General features: G+C 69.5%; 15 protein-coding genes. 9 read left to right on the plus strand and 6 right to left on the minus strand.

Going from position 1 to position 19,877, the window contains the following annotated elements; genetic code table 11:
- Positions 1-57: 57 nt before the first annotated feature.
- The 3 genes from OEB96_RS25075 (at position 58) to OEB96_RS25085 (ending at position 4,807) form a co-directional block, all read left to right on the plus strand.
- Positions 58-2,049: a molybdopterin-containing oxidoreductase family protein gene (locus OEB96_RS25075; RefSeq protein ID WP_266219246.1), complete on the plus strand. Its 1,992-nt coding sequence runs from the start codon at positions 58-60 to the stop codon at positions 2,047-2,049.
- Between the two features lie 32 nt (positions 2,050-2,081).
- On the plus strand, positions 2,082-3,806 hold the full coding sequence (locus OEB96_RS25080; protein ID WP_266219247.1) for an amidohydrolase: 1,725 nt from the start codon (positions 2,082-2,084) through the stop codon (positions 3,804-3,806).
- 62 nt (positions 3,807-3,868) lie between these two features.
- On the plus strand, positions 3,869-4,807 hold the full coding sequence (locus OEB96_RS25085; protein WP_266219248.1) for a hypothetical protein: 939 nt from the start codon (positions 3,869-3,871) through the stop codon (positions 4,805-4,807).
- On the opposite strand, the gene OEB96_RS25090 is transcribed toward OEB96_RS25085, so the two are convergent.
- Positions 4,741-6,120 (minus strand): DUF6178 family protein, encoded by a 1,380-nt coding sequence (locus tag OEB96_RS25090; RefSeq protein WP_266219249.1) that lies wholly within the window; start codon positions 6,118-6,120, stop codon positions 4,741-4,743. The genes OEB96_RS25085 and OEB96_RS25090 overlap by 67 nt on opposite strands.
- Complete coding sequence (locus tag OEB96_RS25095) at positions 6,117-6,767, minus strand: TetR/AcrR family transcriptional regulator (protein ID WP_266219250.1); 651 nt, start codon at positions 6,765-6,767, stop codon at positions 6,117-6,119. Before OEB96_RS25095 ends, OEB96_RS25090 begins: the two co-directional genes overlap by 4 nt.
- A gap of 125 nt (positions 6,768-6,892) precedes the next feature.
- Between OEB96_RS25095 and OEB96_RS25100 the strand changes: the two genes are divergently transcribed.
- Together OEB96_RS25100 and OEB96_RS25105 are read left to right on the plus strand one after the other, a co-directional pair.
- A complete protein-coding gene (locus OEB96_RS25100) occupies positions 6,893-8,269 on the plus strand; it encodes a flavin monoamine oxidase family protein (protein WP_266219251.1) in 1,377 nt (458 codons plus the stop codon).
- Positions 8,270-8,297: 28 nt separating this feature from the next.
- On the plus strand, positions 8,298-9,581 hold the full coding sequence (locus OEB96_RS25105) for a C69 family dipeptidase (protein WP_266219252.1): 1,284 nt from the start codon (positions 8,298-8,300) through the stop codon (positions 9,579-9,581).
- Position 9,582: 1 nt separating this feature from the next.
- On the opposite strand, the gene OEB96_RS25110 is transcribed toward OEB96_RS25105, so the two are convergent.
- Both OEB96_RS25110 and OEB96_RS25115 read right to left on the minus strand, forming a co-directional pair.
- The gene (locus tag OEB96_RS25110; protein WP_266219253.1) at positions 9,583-11,214 is read right to left on the minus strand and encodes a S8 family peptidase; all 1,632 of its coding nucleotides are present in this window, start codon (positions 11,212-11,214) and stop codon (positions 9,583-9,585) included.
- A gap of 314 nt (positions 11,215-11,528) precedes the next feature.
- On the minus strand, positions 11,529-12,134 hold the full coding sequence (locus tag OEB96_RS25115; protein ID WP_266219254.1) for a cysteine hydrolase: 606 nt from the start codon (positions 12,132-12,134) through the stop codon (positions 11,529-11,531).
- A gap of 61 nt (positions 12,135-12,195) precedes the next feature.
- Between OEB96_RS25115 and OEB96_RS25120 the strand changes: the two genes are divergently transcribed.
- Positions 12,196-13,599 carry an FAD-binding oxidoreductase gene (locus OEB96_RS25120; RefSeq protein WP_266219255.1) on the plus strand — a complete coding sequence of 468 codons (1,404 nt, stop codon included), beginning with the start codon at positions 12,196-12,198 and terminating at the stop codon, positions 13,597-13,599.
- Positions 13,600-13,620: 21 nt separating this feature from the next.
- On the opposite strand, the gene OEB96_RS25125 is transcribed toward OEB96_RS25120, so the two are convergent.
- Together OEB96_RS25125 and OEB96_RS25130 are read right to left on the minus strand one after the other, a co-directional pair.
- Entirely contained in the window at positions 13,621-15,537 is a 1,917-nt protein-coding gene (locus tag OEB96_RS25125; RefSeq protein WP_266219256.1) for a caspase family protein, read from the minus strand.
- A 36-nt stretch (positions 15,538-15,573) separates the two neighbouring features.
- Complete coding sequence (locus OEB96_RS25130) at positions 15,574-15,747, minus strand: Ada metal-binding domain-containing protein (RefSeq protein WP_266219257.1); 174 nt, start codon at positions 15,745-15,747, stop codon at positions 15,574-15,576.
- 247 nt (positions 15,748-15,994) lie between these two features.
- Here OEB96_RS25130 and OEB96_RS25135 point away from each other — a divergent pair, with 247 nt between their 5' ends.
- From OEB96_RS25135 to OEB96_RS25145, 3 genes are all read left to right on the plus strand, one after another.
- Positions 15,995-18,586 (plus strand): protein kinase domain-containing protein, encoded by a 2,592-nt coding sequence (locus OEB96_RS25135; protein WP_266219258.1) that lies wholly within the window; start codon positions 15,995-15,997, stop codon positions 18,584-18,586.
- Between the two features lie 91 nt (positions 18,587-18,677).
- The gene (locus OEB96_RS25140; protein WP_266219259.1) at positions 18,678-19,088 is read left to right on the plus strand and encodes a hypothetical protein; all 411 of its coding nucleotides are present in this window, start codon (positions 18,678-18,680) and stop codon (positions 19,086-19,088) included.
- Positions 19,089-19,152: 64 nt separating this feature from the next.
- Entirely contained in the window at positions 19,153-19,794 is a 642-nt protein-coding gene (locus OEB96_RS25145; RefSeq protein WP_266219260.1) for an RNA polymerase sigma factor, read from the plus strand.
- The last annotated feature ends 83 nt before the right edge of the window (positions 19,795-19,877 follow it).

Genomic DNA, 19,877 nt, shown 5'->3' on the forward strand with positions numbered 1-19,877 from the left:
AGCGCCCGAATCGGGGCACCCCGTCGCGCCGATCGACGTCGTACTCTGGCGGCGATCATGCGGACCTACTGCCGGATCTGCGAGGCGGCGTGCGGGCTCATCGCCGAGCACGACGAGCACGGGCAGCTCGTACGCTTGCGGCCCGACCGCGAGCATCCCGGCAGCCGCGGCCATGTGTGCGCCAAGGGGACCCGCTTCCTCGAGGTGGCCCGCCACTCCGAGCGTCTGCTGCACCCGCGCCTCGATGGTCGCCCCGTGAGCTGGTCCGAGGCGATCGACGGGGTCGCGCAGCGGCTGCGTGCAGTGATCGATGCACACGGGCCCCATGCGGTCGGTGTGTACTTCGGCAACCCCATGGCCTTCAACGCGATGGGGGCGGTCTCCACGCTGGCGTTCGGCAAGGCGCTCGGCACCCGCAACGTGTTCTATGCGGGCAGCCAGGACTGCAACAACAAGTTCGCCGGGGCCGACATCGTGCACGGCACTCCCGTGGTGCAGGCGGTCCCCGATCTCGGTCACACCGACCTCGCGCTGGTGTTCGGCTCCAACCCCTACGTGAGCCAGTCGAGCTTCGTGCACATGGAAGGCGGCAGTGCGGCGACGTTTCGGGGGATCCTCGATCGCGGGGGCAGCATCGTGTGGGTGGATCCTCGGCGCACCGAGAGCGCGCAGCGCTGGGGCGAGCACCTGGCGATCCGTCCCGGCACGGATGCGTGGCTGCTGGTGGGCCTGCTGGCGCTGTGCGCCGACGGGGCGCCGTCGGCGGAGCGCGTCGATGGGTGGAACGAGCTGCGTGCAGCCGTGGAGCGCGTGAGCCTGGCCGAGGTCGCGGCGCGGACCGGCATCGCACGCCCGGAGATCGAGCGCCTGGCCGCGCGCCTGCGGTCGGCTCCAGCGGCTGCGCTGCACATGTCGGTGGGCGTCAACATGGGGGGCTTTGGCACGCTGGCCTACGTGCTGCTGCAGGCGCTCGCGTGGGTCACGGGCAACTACGATCGTCGCGGCGGCCTGTTGGTGAGCCCCATGGCGCGCACGGTCGATCGCGTGTTTCGCTGGTCGGGCGTGCACAACGAGCACCGCAGCCGCGTGGGGGGCTTTCGCTCGCTGCTCGGCACGCTGCCGGGTGGGGTGCTGGCCGACGAGATCCTCGAGCCGGGCCCGGAGCGCATTCGGGCGCTGGTGGTGCTGGCCGGCGATCCGCTGCGCTCGATCCCCGGCGCTGCGCGAACCGAGCAGGCCCTGCGCTCCCTCGACGTGCTCGCCTGCGTCGACATGTTCGAGAGCGCCACCGGTCGCCATGCCCACGCCCTGCTGCCGGCGACCAGCTGGCTCGAGCGCTGGGACCTCGCGGTGGCATCGATGCCGTTCCTGCAAGGGCCGCTCTTGCCGGTCTCGGGCCCCGTGATGCCCCCGCAGGGCGAGGCGCGGTCCGACACGCGGATCCTGGCGGAGCTCGCGGTGGCGCTGGGGCTGCCCGGTCCGCACTGGCGGCTCGCCCGGTTGCCGCTCGATCGCTGGCTGCCACGGCCGCGCTTTGGCTTGCCCGTGCCGCGCGTACGTCCGGGGCGGTGGCTGCGGCGCAATCGCTTGCGGCTGTGGGACGAGCGCGTGGCCGACGAGCTGCGAAGGCTGCGGGCCGAGCCCTCGGCCGCGCTCGATGTGCCTTGGCCCGAGGCCGATCCCCACGCCTTCACGCTCATCGGACGTCGTCGCCGGCTTGGCCACAATAGCTGGCTCCACGGTGGCCAGCGCACGGGGCCCGACGAGGCGGTGGCCTGGCTGTCGCCGAGTGATCTCGCGGCGCTCGGCGTCGACGACGGGCAGCTGGTCGAGATCCAGGGGAGCGGTGGGAGCAGCCTGCGGATCCCCGTGCGTGCAGCCGAGGGCATGGCCCCGCGCACCGTGGTCGTGCCGCACGGATTGCCGGGGCTCAACATCAATGCGCTGATCCCCGCCGGGGTCGATCGCATCGAGCGGGTCAGCGGTCAGCTCGTGATGACCGGGATCTCGGCGCGGGTGATCCCCATCCAGGGCGGGGCCGGGGGGTAGGAATGTCTCGGGCCTGGGGGCGGCGGTGGACCGTGGCGAGCGGGCTGTTGGCGCTGCTCGGGCTCGGGCTCGGGTGCGGGCCTCGAGGATCGACCCGAGCTCCCGAGGAGGGGCGTGCTCCGGTCGCCGAGCTCGTGCTCACCCACGGGGTCGTCTACACGCTCGACCCCTCCCGGCCCTGGGCCGAGGCGCTGGCGATTGCCGACGGCGAGCTCCTGGCGGTGGGGACCAACGACGCTGCGCTGCGCCACCGCGGTCTCCGGACCCGGGTGGTCGACCTCGCGGGCCAGCTCGTGCTGCCGGGCTTCCACGATGCGCACGTGCATCCGGTGACGGGGGGCATCGAGCTGTCGCAGTGCGATCTCAATGGGATCGCCGATCGAGAGCAGTTGCGAAAGACGGTGCAGCGGTGCGCGCAGCAGCAGCGAGGGCGCCCATGGCTCGAGGGCGGCGGCTGGGACCTCACGCTCTTTCCCCAGGGCAACCCGAGCCGCGCGTGGCTCGACGCCATCGTGCCCGACGTGCCCGTGTATCTCTCGTCGGCCGATGGCCACTCCGCGTGGCTCAACGGCGAGGCGCTGCGGCGGGCGGGCATCACCGCGGACACGCCCGATCCACCCCATGGTCGCATCGAGCGCGACGCCGACGGGGCGCCCAGCGGGGTGCTGCGCGAGGACGCGATGGAGCTCGCGCAGGAGCACCTGCCGCCCCTACGGGCGGCCGACTATGAAGCAGGGCTACGGCGTGGCCTGGCCATGGCCAACCGCTTCGGGATCACGGGGCTACACGAGGCCAACGGCAGCGCCGAGGTGCTCGCGGCCTACGAGAGCCTGGCGGCCGCGGGCGAGCTGACGGCACGGGTGGTCGTGGCGCAGCAGCTCGAGCCCTCGCAGGGGGCGGCGCAGTTTTCCGAGCTGCAGCGAAGGCGCGACCGCATCGCGCACCCCCGCCTGAGGGCCACGGCGGTGAAGATCTTCGCCGACGGGGTGATCGAGGCGGGCACGGCCGCGCTGCTGCGGCCCTACGAGGGCAGTGAGTCGACGGGTACGCTGAACCTCCCGCCCGAGCAGCTGCACGAGGTCGTGCGCGAGGCCGATGCGCGGGGATTCGACATCCACGTGCATGCGATCGGCGACCGGGCCATCCGCGTGACGCTCGACGCGCTCGAGGCGGCGATGCGCGACAATCCTCCCCGGTCGCGCCGCCACGTGATCGCACACCTGCAGCTGTTCGATCCGGCCGACATCCCCAGGTTCGAATCGCTCGGGGTGATCGCCAGCTTCCAGCCGCTCTGGGCGTATGCCGATCCGTACATCGTGGACCTCACCATCCCCGTGCTGGGCCCCGAGCGCTCGCGCTGGCTCTACCCCATCGGCAGCGTGATGGCGACCGGCGCTCGCGTGGTGATGGGCAGCGACTGGTCGGTCTCCTCGATGGATCCGCTGCAGGGCATTACGGTGGCGCTCACGCGGCGCAGCACGGGGCAGCCGCCGGGGCCCGCGTGGATCCCCGAGGAGGTCGTCGCGCTCGAGCCGGTGCTGGCCGCGTACACCGTGCAAGGAGCCTACCTCGATCGCTGGGACGATGTGACGGGCTCGCTGGTCGAGGGCAAGCGCGCCGACCTGGCCGTGCTCGACCGCAACCTCTTCGAGGTGCCGCCGCACCAGATCCACGAGGCCCGCGTGGTGACCACGATGCTCGATGGCGAGGTGGTGTACCGCGGCGAAGGCGATCGGATCGTCGGATCCCAACGCTGAGTGCGAGCAATCTGGACGGTGCCCTCGCCAAGAGCGAGCCCTTTGGGCATGATCGAGCCGCGATGAACGGTGTGAGACGTGCGCTCGGCGGGTTGTTGATGCTGACGGGTCTGGCCTGTGGTTCACAGGTCACCCGGCTCTCGACCAGCGGAGACGACCAGAGCACCACCACGAGCGACGTCACGTCCACCACCATGGCGACCACCGTCGTTGGAACGAGCACCACGACCACTGCCGGCCCGGGTACCACCGCCGTCGACACCACCGCGGGCTCGAGCACGGGCTCGAATTTCATCGACCCTCCGCCGGGCTGCGACACCGAGGGCGGGGGCACCCTGGTCGAGTGCGATGTATGGGCTCAAGACTGCTGCGCCGGTGACAAGTGCATGCCCTGGGCGAACGACGGCGGCATGGCATGGAACGCCACGCGCTGCAGCCCGATCGCCCCCGAGCCCCATGTCCCGGGTGAGCCTTGCTCCGTCGAGGGCAGCGCCGCCAGCGGTCTCGACGATTGCGACGCGACCTCGATGTGCTGGGCCGTCGATCCCGACACGCTGATGGGCGAGTGCGTGCCCTTGTGCCAGGGCTCGGAGGAGGAGCCCGTGTGTCGGCCGGGCACCGACTGCATCATCAGCAACGATGGCGTGCTCATCCTCTGCCTCGAGCGTTGCGATCCGCTGGCGCCCGACTGTGGTGAGGGACAGCACTGCGCATGGGTGGAGGATGCTCCGCAGTGCGTGCCCGGCTCGGGCGTTCCCAAGGTAGGTCCCGGCGATCCGTGCGAGGCCCCGTATGCCTGCGGCGAGTCGCTCCACTGCGTCCCGGCGGCGGCGTTCCCCGGCTGTGCCGCAGCGGGGTGCTGCAGCCCCTACTGCGACGTGACCGATCCAGGCGGCGATGGCCTGTGTATGGCGCTCGACCCGGGCCTGAGCTGTCAGTCGGTCTTCGAGCCAGGGGCAGCACCGGCGGGGCTCGAGCACCTGGGCGCTTGCTTCGGGTGAAGGGCGAGCGCGTCGAGGGCCTGCTCGAGCTCGGCTCGCGAGCGAACGATTCCCGAGGGGCTGGGTGCGCCCCGGGAGACGAGGGTGCTGCAGGCCTTGCGGAACAGCAGATCGGCCGGGTGCGCCTCGAGGACCTCGCGCAGCTCGTCTGGAGTTGCGCGCATCGAGGGGGATGACGCGAGCCCATGTCGTTCCCGGGCCAGCAGCTCGGCCCCCAGGGCCACGGTGGCCAGGGCGGCCTGTGCTGCTTCGCTCGGTCGCAGTCGCTGGCCATGCTCGTCGGCCAGGCCCGCGAGCACCACATTGGAGAGGTATGCGAGCTCGGCCAGCCGCTCCTGGAAGCGAGGCGGAGCCTCGCCCCCCAGCGCCTGCAAGGCGAGCGTGAGTCGTGGTGCCTCGTCCTCGAGGTCGCCCCCGGACGCGGGCGAGGGAAGCTGGGCGAGGAGCTTCTCCAGGGGCTGGTCGGTGTGCTCGCGGGTCGGCGCGGTCGAGCGTCCCTTGCGTTCGAGCCCCCGGAAGTACGCACGGGTGGTGGCATCCCGGGATTGCCCGGCCAGCTCGCCCGTCATCGGCATTCGGGCCAGCGCGAGGAAGCCCTTGGCGGCCCGCGGCTCCACGTAGCCGAGTAGGCTGCGCCGCTCCTCGCGGGCCGCCTCGACGTCCTCGGCGAGCGTCTGCGCCTCCGAGAGCACCTCGGCGAGCGCGTCGAGGTCATCCACGTAGCTCGAGGCCAGGGCGGCGCAGCGATCGAGGACTCGCACCAGCAGCGATCGATGGCTGCGGTCCAGCGCCAGCACCAGGGCGAGCACCGCGTCCCAGCCCTCTTCCGCCCTGGCGACGAGCAGATAGCCGTCGATCTCCTCGTTGAGCGCGCGCTCGAGCGCCCCGTCGGCCTCGATGGCGGCCGGGTCGTCCTCGGTGATGCGCTCGCGGAGCTGGTCGTGGTCGAACACGAGCACCAGGCTCGACAGCGCGTGCGCCACGAAGTCCTCCGAGAGCTCGGCCACTCGGTGGGCCACCGCTCGATCGCCCGCCTCGAGCAGGACCTCCAGCCACGTGACGAAGCGTCGGCGATCGAAGGTCTCTCGCTCCCCGGGGCGGCTGACGAACAGGTCCTCGTCGAAGGCGGCCACGAGCTGCTCGGTGGTGGCCAGGGCCACGAGCTCGCCGGCATCCTCCACGCCGATCTCGCGGACCAGGGCGGTGAAGCGCTCGTTGGGGAGCTCGCGCACGAGCCGGTCGAGATGGGGCGCCTCGATGAGACGCGAGAGCAGATGGGTGGTGGGGGCGGATCGCAGTGAGAGGGTGGTCATGGGTTCTCCTCGGCAGGCGCGGCCGCGGCCGCAGCGGTGAAGAAGGCTCGAAGACCGGAGAGGTGATAGGCGCTCAGCGTGCGCGTGGCCTCGGCCAGCGCACGGGGCGATTGCTCCTCGGCGAGGATGTCGGCGATCGATCCCACGTAGGCGCGGTAGATCCTGCGAAGGGCCCTCAGGTTGGCGGCTCCCAGCGGGAGCTCGGGGTAGACCTGCTTGGCGTAGCGGACCGAGAGGCGCGTGAGGTCGGCCGCCACATCGTCGTGGAACGACTCGTACGGGGTGCCCTCGGCGCGGCGCAGCAGGAACAGCAGCTCGTAGCGGTGCTCGATGGAGAACGCGCGCGTACGAGCCGATGCCAGCCAATAGGGATGATCCTCGGGCAGCGCGTGGGCGTTGCGGGCCGTCCCGAGGGCCTCGACCTGCTCGCGCAGGAGCGTGCGGAGTTCCTGGGTGAGGGTGGGGGGGATGGCCGCCTCGAACAGTGCGTCCTTGTCCGAGAAGTACTTGTAGAGGTTGCCGATCGAGGTGCCCGCGTCGGCGGCAATGGCGGCCAGCGGCGAGCCCTTGACCCCTTGCTCGGCGAAGTGCCGGCGGGCGGCCGTCACGATGGCCTGACGCACGTGCTCCTTCTTTTGCTGGGGCATGGACTCCTGAAAAGCGAACTTATCATTCTCTTTTCAGGAGTCAAGTCCATGGCCTCGCGCTGGGGATGGACATGGTGCGCAGGCCTCGTGGCGCGATCCTCGCGTCACGCGGTACGATCGGTCGCATGTCCACCCGGCGTGCCGACGTCATCGTGATCGGAGCCGGTCTCTCGGGTCTGTGTGCGGCCCGGAGGCTGCAGGCGGCGGGACGCTCGGTGATCGTGGTCGAGGCGCGCGATCGCGTGGGCGGTCGCTCCCTCACCCAGACCCTCGAGGGACATCCGGTCGACCTGGGTGGCCAGTGGCTCGGGCCCACGCAGGATCGAGCGCTCGCCTTGGCGAAGGCGCTGGGCCTTCGCACCTACGCGCAGCACGACGAGGGACGCAAGGTCATGGAGCTCTGCGGGGTGCGCTCGACCTACCGCGGGCTGCTGCCGTGGATCGGGGTGCGAGGGCTCGGCGAGCTCGCGATCCGGGTGGCGCAGCTCGAGCTCTTCGCACGGAAGGTGCCCCTCGATGCGCCCGCGACGATGACGGACGCCGCTGCGCTCGATCGCCAGACGGTGCGGACATGGCTCGACGCGACGGTCACGGGGGGCCGTGCCCGCTCGGTGCTGGAGATCGCCACGCAGATGGTCTTCGCGGGCGAGCCCGAGCAACTGTCGCTGCTGTACTTCTTGTTCTATCTGCGCTCGGGAGGAGGCTTCATTCGGCTCACCTCCACCCGTGGCGGTGCCCAGGCGTGGCGGATCCACGGCGGAGCCCAGCCGCTGTCGCTCGGCCTCGCCGAGCGCCTGCAGCAGCCGGTGGTGCTGGGGTGCCCCGTGTCGGCGGTTCGGCACGAGGGCGACGACGTGGTGGTGCTCGCCGGCGAGCGCCGCTTCGAGGCACGTCACGCCATCGTGGCGGTGCCGCCCGCCCTGGCCGCGGGCATCGAGCTCGGCTCGGCCCGCACCGAGGCTCGCCGCAGGGCCGAGGTGGGCATGCCGATGGGCTCGGTGATCAAGTGCAACGTGGCCTACCGCCGGCCGTTCTGGCGCGAGGCGGGACTCTCGGGCGAGGCGATCAGCGACGGCACGCCGATTCGGGCCACGTTCGACGGCTGTGCGCCCGACCTGTCCTACTGTGGCCTGGTGGTGTTCGTGATCGCCGACCAGGCCAGGACCCATGGCGAGCTGCCGCCGCAGGAGCGCAAGCGGCGGGTCATCGAGCACCTCGTGCGGCTGTTCGGACCCGAAGCGGCCGATCCGCTGGGCTATGTCGATCACGACTGGTCGCGCGAGCCTCATAGCGGTGGGTGCTACGTGGGGCTCATGAAGCCCGGCGTGCTCAGCGAGGTGGGCAACGCCCTGCGCGAGCCGGCCGGACGGATCCACTTTGCGGGCACGGAGACGGCCATGCACTGGTGTGGGTACTTCGATGGGGCCATCGAGGCGGGTGAGCGCGCGGCCGACGAGGTCGTCGAGCGCCTGCGGAGCCATGTCCCCGGGACACTCGCATGACTCGTCACCCGAGAGGACACGACCCGCGATGTGCGACTCGATCGTGATGGTGACCCCGCAAGGGGTATGGTTGGCAAAGAACAGCGACCGCGAGCCGGGCGAGGCTCAGTCGGTCGAGTGGAAGCCGGCCGGGTACCCCACCGGGTCTCGCCATGCGCGTCGGCGCTGCACCCATGTGGAGGTGGAGGATCGCGTGCCCCGGCGTGCGCTGGTGATGTCGCGCCCCTCGTGGATGTGGGGGGCGGAGATGGGGGTGAACGAGCGGGGGCTGGCGATCGCCAACGAGGCCGTGTTCACGCGGATGCCGGTGGCCGCGGCCGGGCTGACCGGGATGGACCTGCTACGCCTGGCGCTCGAGCGAGCCGACACCGCACGCGAGGGCGTGGACGTGATCACGGGCCTGCTGCGTCGGTACCCCCAGGGCGGACGCATGGGTCATCGCTCGCGCGGCTTTCGCTATCACAGCAGCTTCTTGCTCGCGGACGCCGAGGAGGCGTGGCTGCTCGAGACCGCGGGCTGGCTGTGGGCCGCGCGGCGGCTCCAGGGGCGGTATGCGTCGTCCAACGTGCTGGGGATCGGACACGATCACGATCTGCTGCACCCCGAGGCCGCCGTGGTGGCGCGCGCCCGGGGCTGGTGGAGCGGGCGCGGCGATCTGGACTTCGCCCGAGCCTTTGGCGCTCCGCTGATGGCGGTGGCGACCGGCGGACGGGCCCGGCGGGCCTGCTCGCATCGCCTGGTCTCGCAGGAGGGCGACCCGTTCGCGGTGCTGGCCGCAGCCCTGCGCGATCATGGCGCTGAAGGAGACGAGCCCGGCCATCCCGCCGATGGATGGCGCATGCGGATGCCGTGTGCCCACGCATCGTGGCTGCCCACGCGAACTGCAGGGCAGACCACGGGGTCGATGATCGTGCGGGCCGGAGCCGAGCCGCGGGTGTGGATGACCGGGACCTCGTCACCGTGCCTGTCGGTGTTCAAGCCGGTCGCCGTCGATCGCGACGGGCTCGGCGGTCGTGGACGGGCGGGCGAGCGCCCCGACGATGGCCTTTGGTGGTCTCACGAACGGCTGCATCGTCGGGTGCTCGAGGACTACGCGGCACGAGAGCCGGTCGGCGGGGCCGAGCGGGCCGAGCTCGAGGCACGTGGGCGCGACGAAGCGCTCGAGTCCTCGAGGTTCGCCGCGCTGTGGGACGAGCACCTGGCCCAGCTGCCGCAGTGGCACGCACGGACGCTGCACCATGGCCGGCCCGTGCGCGTGGGCCCGTTCTCGTGGTTCTGGCAGCGCCAGTCGAAGGCCGATGCTCTGCGGTGAGCTACGGGTTGCCGTGCCGCAGATCGTAGCTGCCCGCGCCCGTGTAGGAGTGCACGCGCCAGATGTAGTAGCCCTCGCTGCCGGTGTGGAGCACCGACTCGGTCGACGAGGCACTGGTGGAGCTGGCCACGACCTGCCAGTCGCCGCCCTTCCACTGGTAGAGGTAGAGATCGAAGTCGGTCCCCGCCGGGCCCTGCAGCTCGGCGCGCAGGGTGCCGGCCTTGCTGTGGAAGTAGTTGCCGTCGGGCTCCCAGGCGTACTTGCCGGTCCCGGCGAGCGAGCCCTGCACCAGCACGCAGCCGGGGCAAGTGCCGGGGTCGGGCTGCGGCTCGGGCTCGGGCTCGGGCTGCGGCTCATCGCCGCCACCGCCGAGGAACGTGGTCGACAGCAGCAGGTTGGGCGAGCCCGCCAGCGACGACAGGCGCCCCGAGACGGCGCCTCCGAGCAAGGCCTGGCGAACCTGCGCCGGCGAGGCCTCGGGATGCTCGTCGAGGTAGAGCGCAGCCACGCCCGCCACGTGCGGTGAGGCCATCGAGGTGCCGCTGAGATCGCCGGAGGCGCTGTCCGAGGTCTGCAGGGCCGAGCGGATCGCCACCCCCGGGGCCATGATGTCCACGCACGAGCCGTAGTTGGAGAACGATGCACGGCCGTCGTTGGTTCGCGTCGCGCCCACCGTGATCGCGGCCTGCGAGCGAGCCGGGGACACGTTGCAGGCATCCTGGTTCTCGTTGCCGGCCGCCACGACCACCGTGATCCCGGCTGCCACCGTGTTGGCCACCGCCTGGTCGAGCGCAGGCGAGACTCCGCCGCCCAGGCTCATGTTGGCCACGGCGGGGAACTGGGCGTTCTGTCGGATCCACGCCAGCCCGTTGATGATGGCGGTGGTCGAGCCGTAGCCTCCACAGCCGAACACCCGCACCGCGTGCAGCGTGACGGCCGGGGCAACGCCGTAGCTGGTGCCACCGACGGTCCCGGCCACGTGGGTGCCGTGGCCGTCGCAGTCGTCGGTGCCGCCGCTGACGCCCGACCAGCCGTTGCCGACGCGCCCGCTGAACTGCGAGTGGGTGGCGCGGATGCCCGTGTCCACGATGTACGCGTGCACGCCCTGGCCCGTGGCCGAGGCCTCGTACTCGCCGTCGAGGGGCAGGTCGGCCTGGTCGATGCGATCGAGCCCCCACGAGGCCGCGCTGTCGGGCACGAGGATCAGCTCCTGCTCCACGAACGCCACCTCGGGCCGGCGGCGCACGTCCTCGATCTCCTCGTCGCTGAGGGCGGCCACGAAGCCGCGCAGCACGGGGGAGTCGAACGTCTCCTCCACGGGAAAGCCCTCGAAGTCGAGCATGACGTCGCTCATCGCGTCGCCCTCGAGCATCTTCTCGTCGAGCACGACCAGGTAGCGATCGGTGGCCTCGAGCGAGCGCGGGCTCATCCCGCCCTCACCCTCGCCACCAACGCGATACACCGGCGCCACCCAGTCCGCCGGGTCGAGCTGCTCGAGGCTCTCGGTCATCAGCTGCGGCTGATTGGGGGTGCGCCCCTCGGGAGCCTCCATGTCGCACGCCGAGAGGGCGGCCAGCGATGCGAGCGAGGTGATGGAGACGAAGCGAGAAATGTTGGTGATGCGGCGGGACATGGTGATTGCTCGGGGACGGTCGGGGATTGGGGGGAAGTGGTGGGTTGCCGTGGCCCCTAGCAGGTGGCATGCCGCTGTCGTGTTGCTCGTGATTTCGGGTGCTTGCGCGTGCGAGCTCACCCCGCCAAGGCCCGCGGTTGGGCAACCCGCCCGGGGGATTGAGCAAGCTGCGAAACGGCGAGCGCTGACCGGCGGAGCGAGCGAACACGAACCGCATGTTCTCGATGCCGGTGTCGCTTACCCGTTGATCGGCGGGTGTCGGGCGCCGCGACGAGGGTCGGCGAGGCGCTCCGAGACGCACCCGAGGGTGCCGCTCACCCCAGCGTCTCGAGCAGCTGCGCCGCCGTCATCGGCTTGGAGAACATCGGGTAGTCGTACTTGATCGCATTGTCGTGCTCCTCGACCGAGGTTGCGGCCACGCAGTCGGTGAGCGTGATGACCTCGAACCCGTGCTCGTAGGCCGTGCGCATGGTCGACTCGACGCAGCAGTTGGTCAGGAAGCCGCCGAGCACCACGGTCTCGATGCCCTTGCTGCGCAGGATGAAGTCGAGGTTGGTGCTGGCGAAGGTGTCGAGCCCTCGCTTGCCCTCGATCACGATGTCGCCCTCGGCCGGGGTGAGCGGGTCGACGATCTGGGCGCCCCAGGTGCCCTTGACGAACGCCTTGCCGTCGACGACCCCCTTGAGGATCCCATACGGGTGCGCGCTGATCTCGTGGTAGCCGGGCGCGAAGGTGATCGGAGCATGCATGACGGTCACGCCCTTGGCGCGCGCGCGCTCGACCACGTTGCAGGTCTTGGTGAGCATCTCGGTGCGGCCCATGACCTCGGCGACGGCCCCGTGGAGCACGCCACCCTCGGTCGTGAATTCGTTCTGGTACTCGATGAGCAACAACGCGGTCTTGGAGGGATCGATCGCCATGGTCGGATAGCTTGGCGCAGGCGCCCGGGGTCCGTCAAAGCTGCTATCGTGGGGTGTGGGCATGGGCCAGAGCGAGGGCCAGCTCGGGCACCAGATCGAGCACGGAGTCGACGAAGGGCTCGAGCGCCTCGAGCGAGCGCTCGGCCGCGCCGTCGTTCGCGACCCCCACGTACTCACGGGCTTCGTTCGCGATCAGGCGGCCCTCGCTCCGGCCGGGGTTCCGGCGGCACTCGTTCGCGCACGCTCGGAGGACGACGTGATCGCGACCCTGCGCTTGGCCAACGCACATGGCATCCCGGTGGTCACCCGCGCCGCGGGCACGGGCCTGGCCGGGGGCGCCAACGCGATCGACGGCTGCATCGTGCTCTCGGTGGCGGCGATGGATCGGATCGTGGGCATCGATCCCCTCACGCGTACCGCCGAGGTCGAGCCCGGGGTGATCAACGGTCGGCTCGCCGCTGCGGCGGTCGAGCATGGCCTGTTCTATGCGCCCGATCCCGCCAGCCGAGAGATCTCGACGATCGGGGGCAACATCGCGACCAACGCCGGCGGCTCGTGCTGCCTCAAGTACGGGGTCACCGGTGACCACGTGGCGGCGCTGCGGGCCGTGCTGGCCGATGGAACGGTGATCCGCGCGGGGTCGATCACCACCAAGGACGTGGCTGGGCTCGACCTCAAGCGCTTGCTCGTCGGCTCGGAGGGCACGCTGGCGGTGATCGTGAGAGCAACGGTGCGGCTGCTGCCCGTGCCGCCACCCGCGTCGACCCTGGTCGCGTTCTTCTCGAGCGTACGCGAGGCCGCCGAGGCGATCGTGGCCATGGAGGCTCGGGCGGCGCTGTCCTTGATCGAGGTCATGGATCGCGTCACCGTGGGTGCCGTCGACGCGATGACCGGCATGCAGCTCGACACGGAGGCGGCGGCCATGGTGCTGGTGCAGAGCGACGCCCCGAATGCCGCCGAGGTGATTGCGACCTGCGAGCGTGTGTGTGTCGATCACCATGCGCGTGACGTCGTGTGCAGCGATGATCCCGAGGAGGGGCGCATGCTGCTGCAGGCCCGACGCATGGCGCTGCCGGCCCTCGAGCGCCTGGGCACCACGCTGCTCGACGACATCGCGGTCCCCAAGCCGCGGTTGCCCGAGATGTTCGAACGCGCCGTGGCGATCGGGGCTCGGCATGGACTGGTGATCGGCACGTTCGGCCACGCGGGCGACGGCAACCTGCACCCGACCATCGTGTTCGATCCGCGCGACGAGGCCTCCACCCGGGCCGCCCACGCCGCGTTCGACGAGCTGGTCCGCGCCGCGGTGGAGCTGGGAGGCACGATCACGGGCGAGCACGGAGTGGGCACCCTCAAGCAGCGCTACGTTGGCTGGGCCCTGGGCGAGGCCGAGCGGGCGCTGATGCAGCGAATCAAGCGGGCGTTCGATCCCAATGGGATCCTCAACCCCGGCAAGGGGTACTGACCCACGGGGCTCGTCTGGACACTATGAGCACGCTCCGCTGCTGCCTCCGCCGCGCGGACTTGGATCGACCTCGAAGGGGACCGTGCCCCAGGCCCACTTCTCCGACGTCACGAAGGGGCGAGGCGCATCGCCGCGAATGGCACCCGCTGCGTGGGGCCAGAGGCCCTGGACCGCGAACGCGGAGAGGTCGTCGGGCTCGGGGAGTCGTACGAGGTGTCCCAGCGGGATCGGCCGATGGCTGGCGAGGATGATCAGGCGGGCCGGGCGAGGACCCTCCAAGGGCACCCGCGACGGCCAGTGGCACGCCAGCCCCTGCCGACGTCGATGTCCGCGCAAGCCAACGTGGGACTCGACCCCGGGGATGACCTCGATGCCGTCGGGCTCGTGTGCATTGAGGAGGCTCAGGCGCCCCTCGATGCCGATCTCCAGCACCGACACGAACCATTGTCGGGGGGTCGACCCACGATGGCTCAGCTCCACCCACAGCCGGTCGCCAACGTGGATGCGTGGGACTCGGCGCGTCTTTGGTGGTGAGAGCGGCAGCTCTTGCGGATGATCGTCCGGCCCGAAGGTCCCCCATCGCCAGACGACGTCGATGTCTCGAGCGGCGGAAGAGGATGCCATGGCGAGCGAATCCTCGAAGCGCCGGGCTCGCGCTCGATCCTCCACCAGATCCACGACATCGCGCAGGCCCTCCGCCTCGGCCGAGACCCCCAGCCATATCGGTCGCTCGTTGGCATCGAAGACATCGAGGGCTCGGCTCGGCCCTTCGATCGCGGCAGGGCGTACCCGCGCGATGACCTCCGGGGAGTTGCTCGCCACCGTGCGGACCAGGTTCGAGGCCCGTAGTGCGTCCTCGAGTTCGGTCACCCCGTCGACGACCACCGGCAATCGTTGCTCCACCACGTGCATGATGGCAGTGGCTCCGAGGACGGGCCGGATCGATGGATCGGAGAGAACGACCTCCGCGCTGTCGAGGTCGGTGCTTCGAACCTCGGCCTCCACGAGGAATCGGGGCTGGAGGTCGGCGTCGAGCGAGAGCTCGGCGATGCCCCAGCGGTCGCCGAGCCGCACTCCCTGGAGCAAGCCCGCCCGGATCCAACCTCGGCCCGTGGTCGGGGCCGGGATGAATGCGGCGCTGCGCGGCTGCGGCACGGCATGGCGCGAGAACAGCAGGCGATGCCGCGGACCGGCCAAGACCACGCGCTGCTCCTCGGTCCCTCGCTGGCGGCTCACCCACTCGCGAGCACGGATCGCAATCGCGTCCCAGGTGAGGCGATCGCAGCGCAGACCGGCCTCGCGTACCAGATCCACGAAGCACTGCGTGAGCAGACCGTAGAGGCCGCCCGAGTGCTGTGTGGCGTAGCCACGACGCAGGGAGGACGAGCCGAACAGCCGAACCACGCGAGGGTGGTCCTTCACCGACAGCAGCAGCGCTCGGTGCTCGAGCCTCTCGGCGAGCGTGCGAACCCACGAGGGTGGTGTGATCGTGGGGAACGGGCCATCGCGCACCATCGCGGCCGCATGGCAGCAGTCGATGATGGTGGCGACGTTGCTGCAGATGCGATCGAGCCGGGCCAGCGCATCGGAGATCTCGATGTCGAGCACGCCCACTCGCTCGGATGAACCCTCCGGTCGTAGCGTGGCCAGGTAGAACACCGGCCGCTGCCCCAGATCGCCGGCGAGCCCCGAGAACCTCACGACACCCCCGTGGCCGAAGAAGTAGAACAAGCAGGCATCCTCGGCCCGGCACGTCGAGACCATTGTTTCGAGTGCCGCGAGGACCCGAGGCCGGGTGGCCTCGGCGCCCGTACACACGGTGCTCGACCAGCCTCCGAGCTCGTCGAGCAACCGAGCCATGGCCTCGACCCCGAGTGCCCGATCCAGGTGCCCATCGGTGGCCCGTTCGGGCACACCCACCAGGAGCGCATGCTTCATCGTCCTTGCCGCCAAATCAGTCCGGACGATGTTCGGCTAGCGTTTCGACCCGCTGAGGCAATGCGCACAGGGGTCGTATCCCGCTTGCTTGGCCTGTTGCGGGCTGGAGAAGTAGACGCGGTCCTTGATCTTGGCGATCTGGCACCCGATGGTCTCGTTGTTCAGGTCATGGAATTCCTTGGTGTTCTTGTTGCCCAGGTAGCGGTTCATCGTCATGCTTCCTTCGTTCGCGATGCGTGGCTCGTGTGGGAGCCATCGGCGTCACGGTGTCCACACACTCGAGACCGGTCACCACGAATCGAACCTTGGTGTGTGAGCAAGCTCCGAACCGGGAAGGTGATCGTTTCGGGGTCCGCGACACTGGGGCCGACACATGGTCGAACCGACGCGATGGCGGGCAATGGTGTCGCGCCGGTTGAACCCACACCTGGGATCGGGCGAAGCTAATGCTGGCCCGGTGACGGACGAGATCGACGAGGTTCGAGCGCAGGATGCGACGGGCGAGCTGGACCTACCACCGGCCATCGCTCGGCTCGGCATCGAAGCGCGAGCCGAGTACATCCGGGCCAGACAGCGACTGGGGTTGATCGATGAGGCCTCCGCGCGACTGGAGGCGGTGGGCCGGTATCGGCTGGAAGCGGAGATCGGTCGCGGCGGCATGGGCATCGTGTACCGGGCAAGGGATCCGGAGCTCGATCGGCCCGTGGCAATCAAGCTCGTCCAGGCCGTACCCCTCGTGCGCTACGACAAGCTCCGCGCGCGCTTGCTGAAGGAAGCCAAGGTCCTCGCCAAGCTCAACCACCCCAACGTCGTGCAGGTGTACGACTGTGGCCAGCACGAGGGCGAGGTCTACTTGGCGATGGAGTACGTCGAGGGGACGACTCTCCGCGACTGGCAGCGGGGGCAGAGTCGCCGCTCGATTCTCGATGCGTACCAGCAGGCCGCCCTGGGACTGGCCGCCGCGCACGATCTTGGGATCATCCATCGTGACTGCAAGCCCGACAACGTGCTGGTGGCCAGCGATGGCCGGGTGCTCGTGGGGGATTTTGGACTGGCGGGGTTGATCGCGGGGGACGTGCTGCTGGCGGACCGTACCGATGGTTCTCATGGCGATGCCTCGACGCACGAACGCATGTCGGCGACGCGATCGGGGGCGCTGCTCGGGACGCTGGCCTACATGGCGCCCGAGCAGCTGCGGGGTGATGGCGTCACACCGCGCAGCGATCAGTTCGCGTTCTGCGTGGCGTTGTGGGAGGCGCTCACGGGTGTGCGGCCGTTCGCGGGCGAGGAGCGCGAGGGGCTGCTCGGGGAGATCGAGCGCGGACGGATCCGCGGCTCCGGGCGGATCCCTCGGCGACTGCGGGGGCGGCTGGCAAGGGGGCTGGCGGCGGATCCCGAGCGGCGGTTTGGCGGGATGCGCGAGCTGGCCGAGGGGCTGGTGCCTCGGCGGGGTCGCGGCGTGCTCGCGAGTGCGTTGTCGCTGAGCCTGGCCGTCGGGCTGGTGACGGGCATGTGGTTGCGAGAGCCGACGTTCGAGCCGTGCTCTCTAGAAGGTTCGGTCGCCAACATGGAGGAGATGCGTCCACAGTGGCGCCAGTTGGAAGAGCGACTGACCGAGGCTGGGCTCCGTCGGACGTACCAGCGCCTCGAGAGTCTGCACCAGGGCATGCGTGTGGAGGCCGAGGAACTCTGTCGACCGGGAGGCAACGACGAGATCGTCGCTCGTCAACAGAATCTGAAGACGCGGGTCGAGCATCTCCGTAGCATTCTCCAGCGATCCAAAGACCTGGACCTCGCGAGTCTTCAGGGGGAAATCGATCGCTTCGAAGCCGAGCGCTGGAGTGCTCCCCCCCCGCGGCCGTTGAAGGCGGAAGTTGTCCAACTCCTGCTGATCTCCTATCCCCTAAGGCTGAACAACCATCTTCCCGAGGCGCTCTACTTGGCCGACCGGGCCGTGGAGGCTGCTGGTGACGAGGACCTCGAGCTGGCATTCGCTCTCCGATGGCGTGGTGACGTGTTGGCCTTCATGGACAAACGACACGAACACGCTTACGAAGCCTACCGGAAGGCCGCAGGCCACGCGGACGCCGCGGCGTACGATGATGCTCGTCTGGACAATGAGCTGCTCGCGGCCAAGATCGCGGTGATGAGGCTGGGTGATCTGGACCGGGCGCGCGAATCGCTGAATGAAGCTCACTCGGTCTTGCGTCGTCTTCGCGAGCCCTGGATCAGCCCCCGACGCGCAGACTACCACGAGGTGACGGCTGCGGTCCTCAAGCGTGAAGGCAACCTGGATGGTGCACTCGCATATCAGATATATGCACTCCTGGTGCGTGGTTGGTGGGGCGACAGGATCGAGATCGGCAGAGGATCCCTCAACCTCGCGACGATCCTGGAGCATCGCGGTTCGGATCCGGCTCTCGTATATCGCAACTACAAGGGGGCCCTGGATGTCCTCGAGCCGCTGTCGTCGAGCCCCGAATGGCTCGCTGCTGCCGTCGGTTTCGGTCGCTGGCTGGCGCAGAACGACGACGACAAGGAACGCGCCAGGGAACTCCTCGAGGCGGCTGCATCCGGGCCCGGAGACATGCAGATCTCAGCCTTGACCGAGTTGTTGTGGTTGGCGATCTCCGAGAACGATCCTCCAGCGGCAAGCGCGTGGGCCAAGAAACTCGAGCCGCTGTTGAACAACAGCTCGTCGCTTTCCGCAGAGCGCAGCCTGGACGCATGGCAGAACGTCGCCATCGGACATGCCATGGGTCACGACCTCGCGGCCTTCGAGAACGCACGCTCGTGCTTCGATCGCGTGGCCCAGGAGGCGCTGAGGAAGGGTTCACTCCTGATCGGCGACAGTGTGGAACAGCAGACCGCTCAGCTGGACTTGATGGCAGCGGGCGAACTGGTCGAGGTCGCTCCAGACCGTGCCCAGGAGCTCGCGACGTCGGTTCGTGGCTATCTGCTGCGGCGGGTGGAGGCGAAGGAACTACCCAAGGATGAGCGGCAGCGACTGCTCTCCATGCTCGAGGCCGCGGAATCGCTGATTCCATGAACCCTGTATATCGATACCTTTCGTAATCACCCCATCACCCAACCCACCGAGAGTGATCACCCCGATGCGATCACCCAGGAAAGTCGTACCCATGTCCAGTCCTCTCATCGTCATCGCCCAAGACCCAGTCCATCTCCAAGGCTTCCTCGATGGCGCAAGCGATCTCCAGGTCAAGCACGGCACCAACAGTCTCTACGACTACGGCCACTCGCTCGAGGCACGGCACGCGGATCTGAGCCAGCCCAGTGAGACCATCCGAGTCGATCTCGCCGACTTCGCCAGCGGCGGATATGACTGGCAGATCACGGCATCCCACGTGGTCGCCGGCAATACCATCGCCTGGTCACGCGACACCAGCGAGGCCTACTGCGAGTTCGGGGCGATGACCGATGCCCTCGAGGTCGAAGTACGAGCCACCAGCAACGCCTCGCCTCCCACCACCGAGACGCGCACGATCTGGATCAAGACCAGGCCGGTCGACGGTCTGCCGGACCGGACGTAGCAGGACGTTCACCGTGGGACTCGCAGCCTATCGATTGGACGATGGTCGTGCTACAAGCACCACCATGATCCGCGAGGATCCCGACCTCGAGTTGCTCCTGCAGTGGCGCAAGGGTGACCGCAAGGCGGGCGAGCGGCTGCTCGCGAAGCACTTCGCGGGCCTCCGGCGGTACTTCAGGCTCAAGTACCCCGATGCGCACGAGGATCTCCTGCAGGAGACCTTCTCCCGCATCGTGCAGAACCGCGACGAGTTCCGCGGTGAGTCTCTGTTCAAGACCTATCTGTTTCGGATTGCGCGCTACGTGGGCAACGCTCACGTGCGCAAGCACTACCGACAGGGAGGCGACTTCTCTCCCGCCAGCAGCTCGCTGGCCGACCTCACGGGCCGGCGCCAGTCCTCGGTGCTCGCCGAGCGCGAGGACCATCGCCTGCTGCTCGATGCGCTCCAGCAGCTGACCCTCGAGCAGCAGGAGGTCATCGACCTCTACTACTGGGAAGGGCTCACCGCCAAGCAGGTCGGAGAGTCGATCGAGGCGCCGGAGTCGACCGTGCGCAGCCGTCTTCGGCTCGCCGTCCGGCGCCTCACCAAGCTGCACCAACAACTCGGGCAGCAAGAGCACTCCCGCGAGCTGACCGAGGACGACGTGGAGCAGTGGCTGCACGCGCTGCGGCAAGAGCTCGAGCGAGCGCCGACGGCTGCGGGCTGAGCACCGCTCCCCCACGCCTGCCATCGGCTCACCCGGTGGCAGGAGACCCAACCTCCGGTGGTGATCATGTCCTCTGCGCGCGT

Source organism: Paraliomyxa miuraensis (assembly GCF_026337845.1).
Classification (GTDB): domain Bacteria; phylum Myxococcota_A; class Polyangia; order Nannocystales; family Nannocystaceae; genus Paraliomyxa; species Paraliomyxa miuraensis.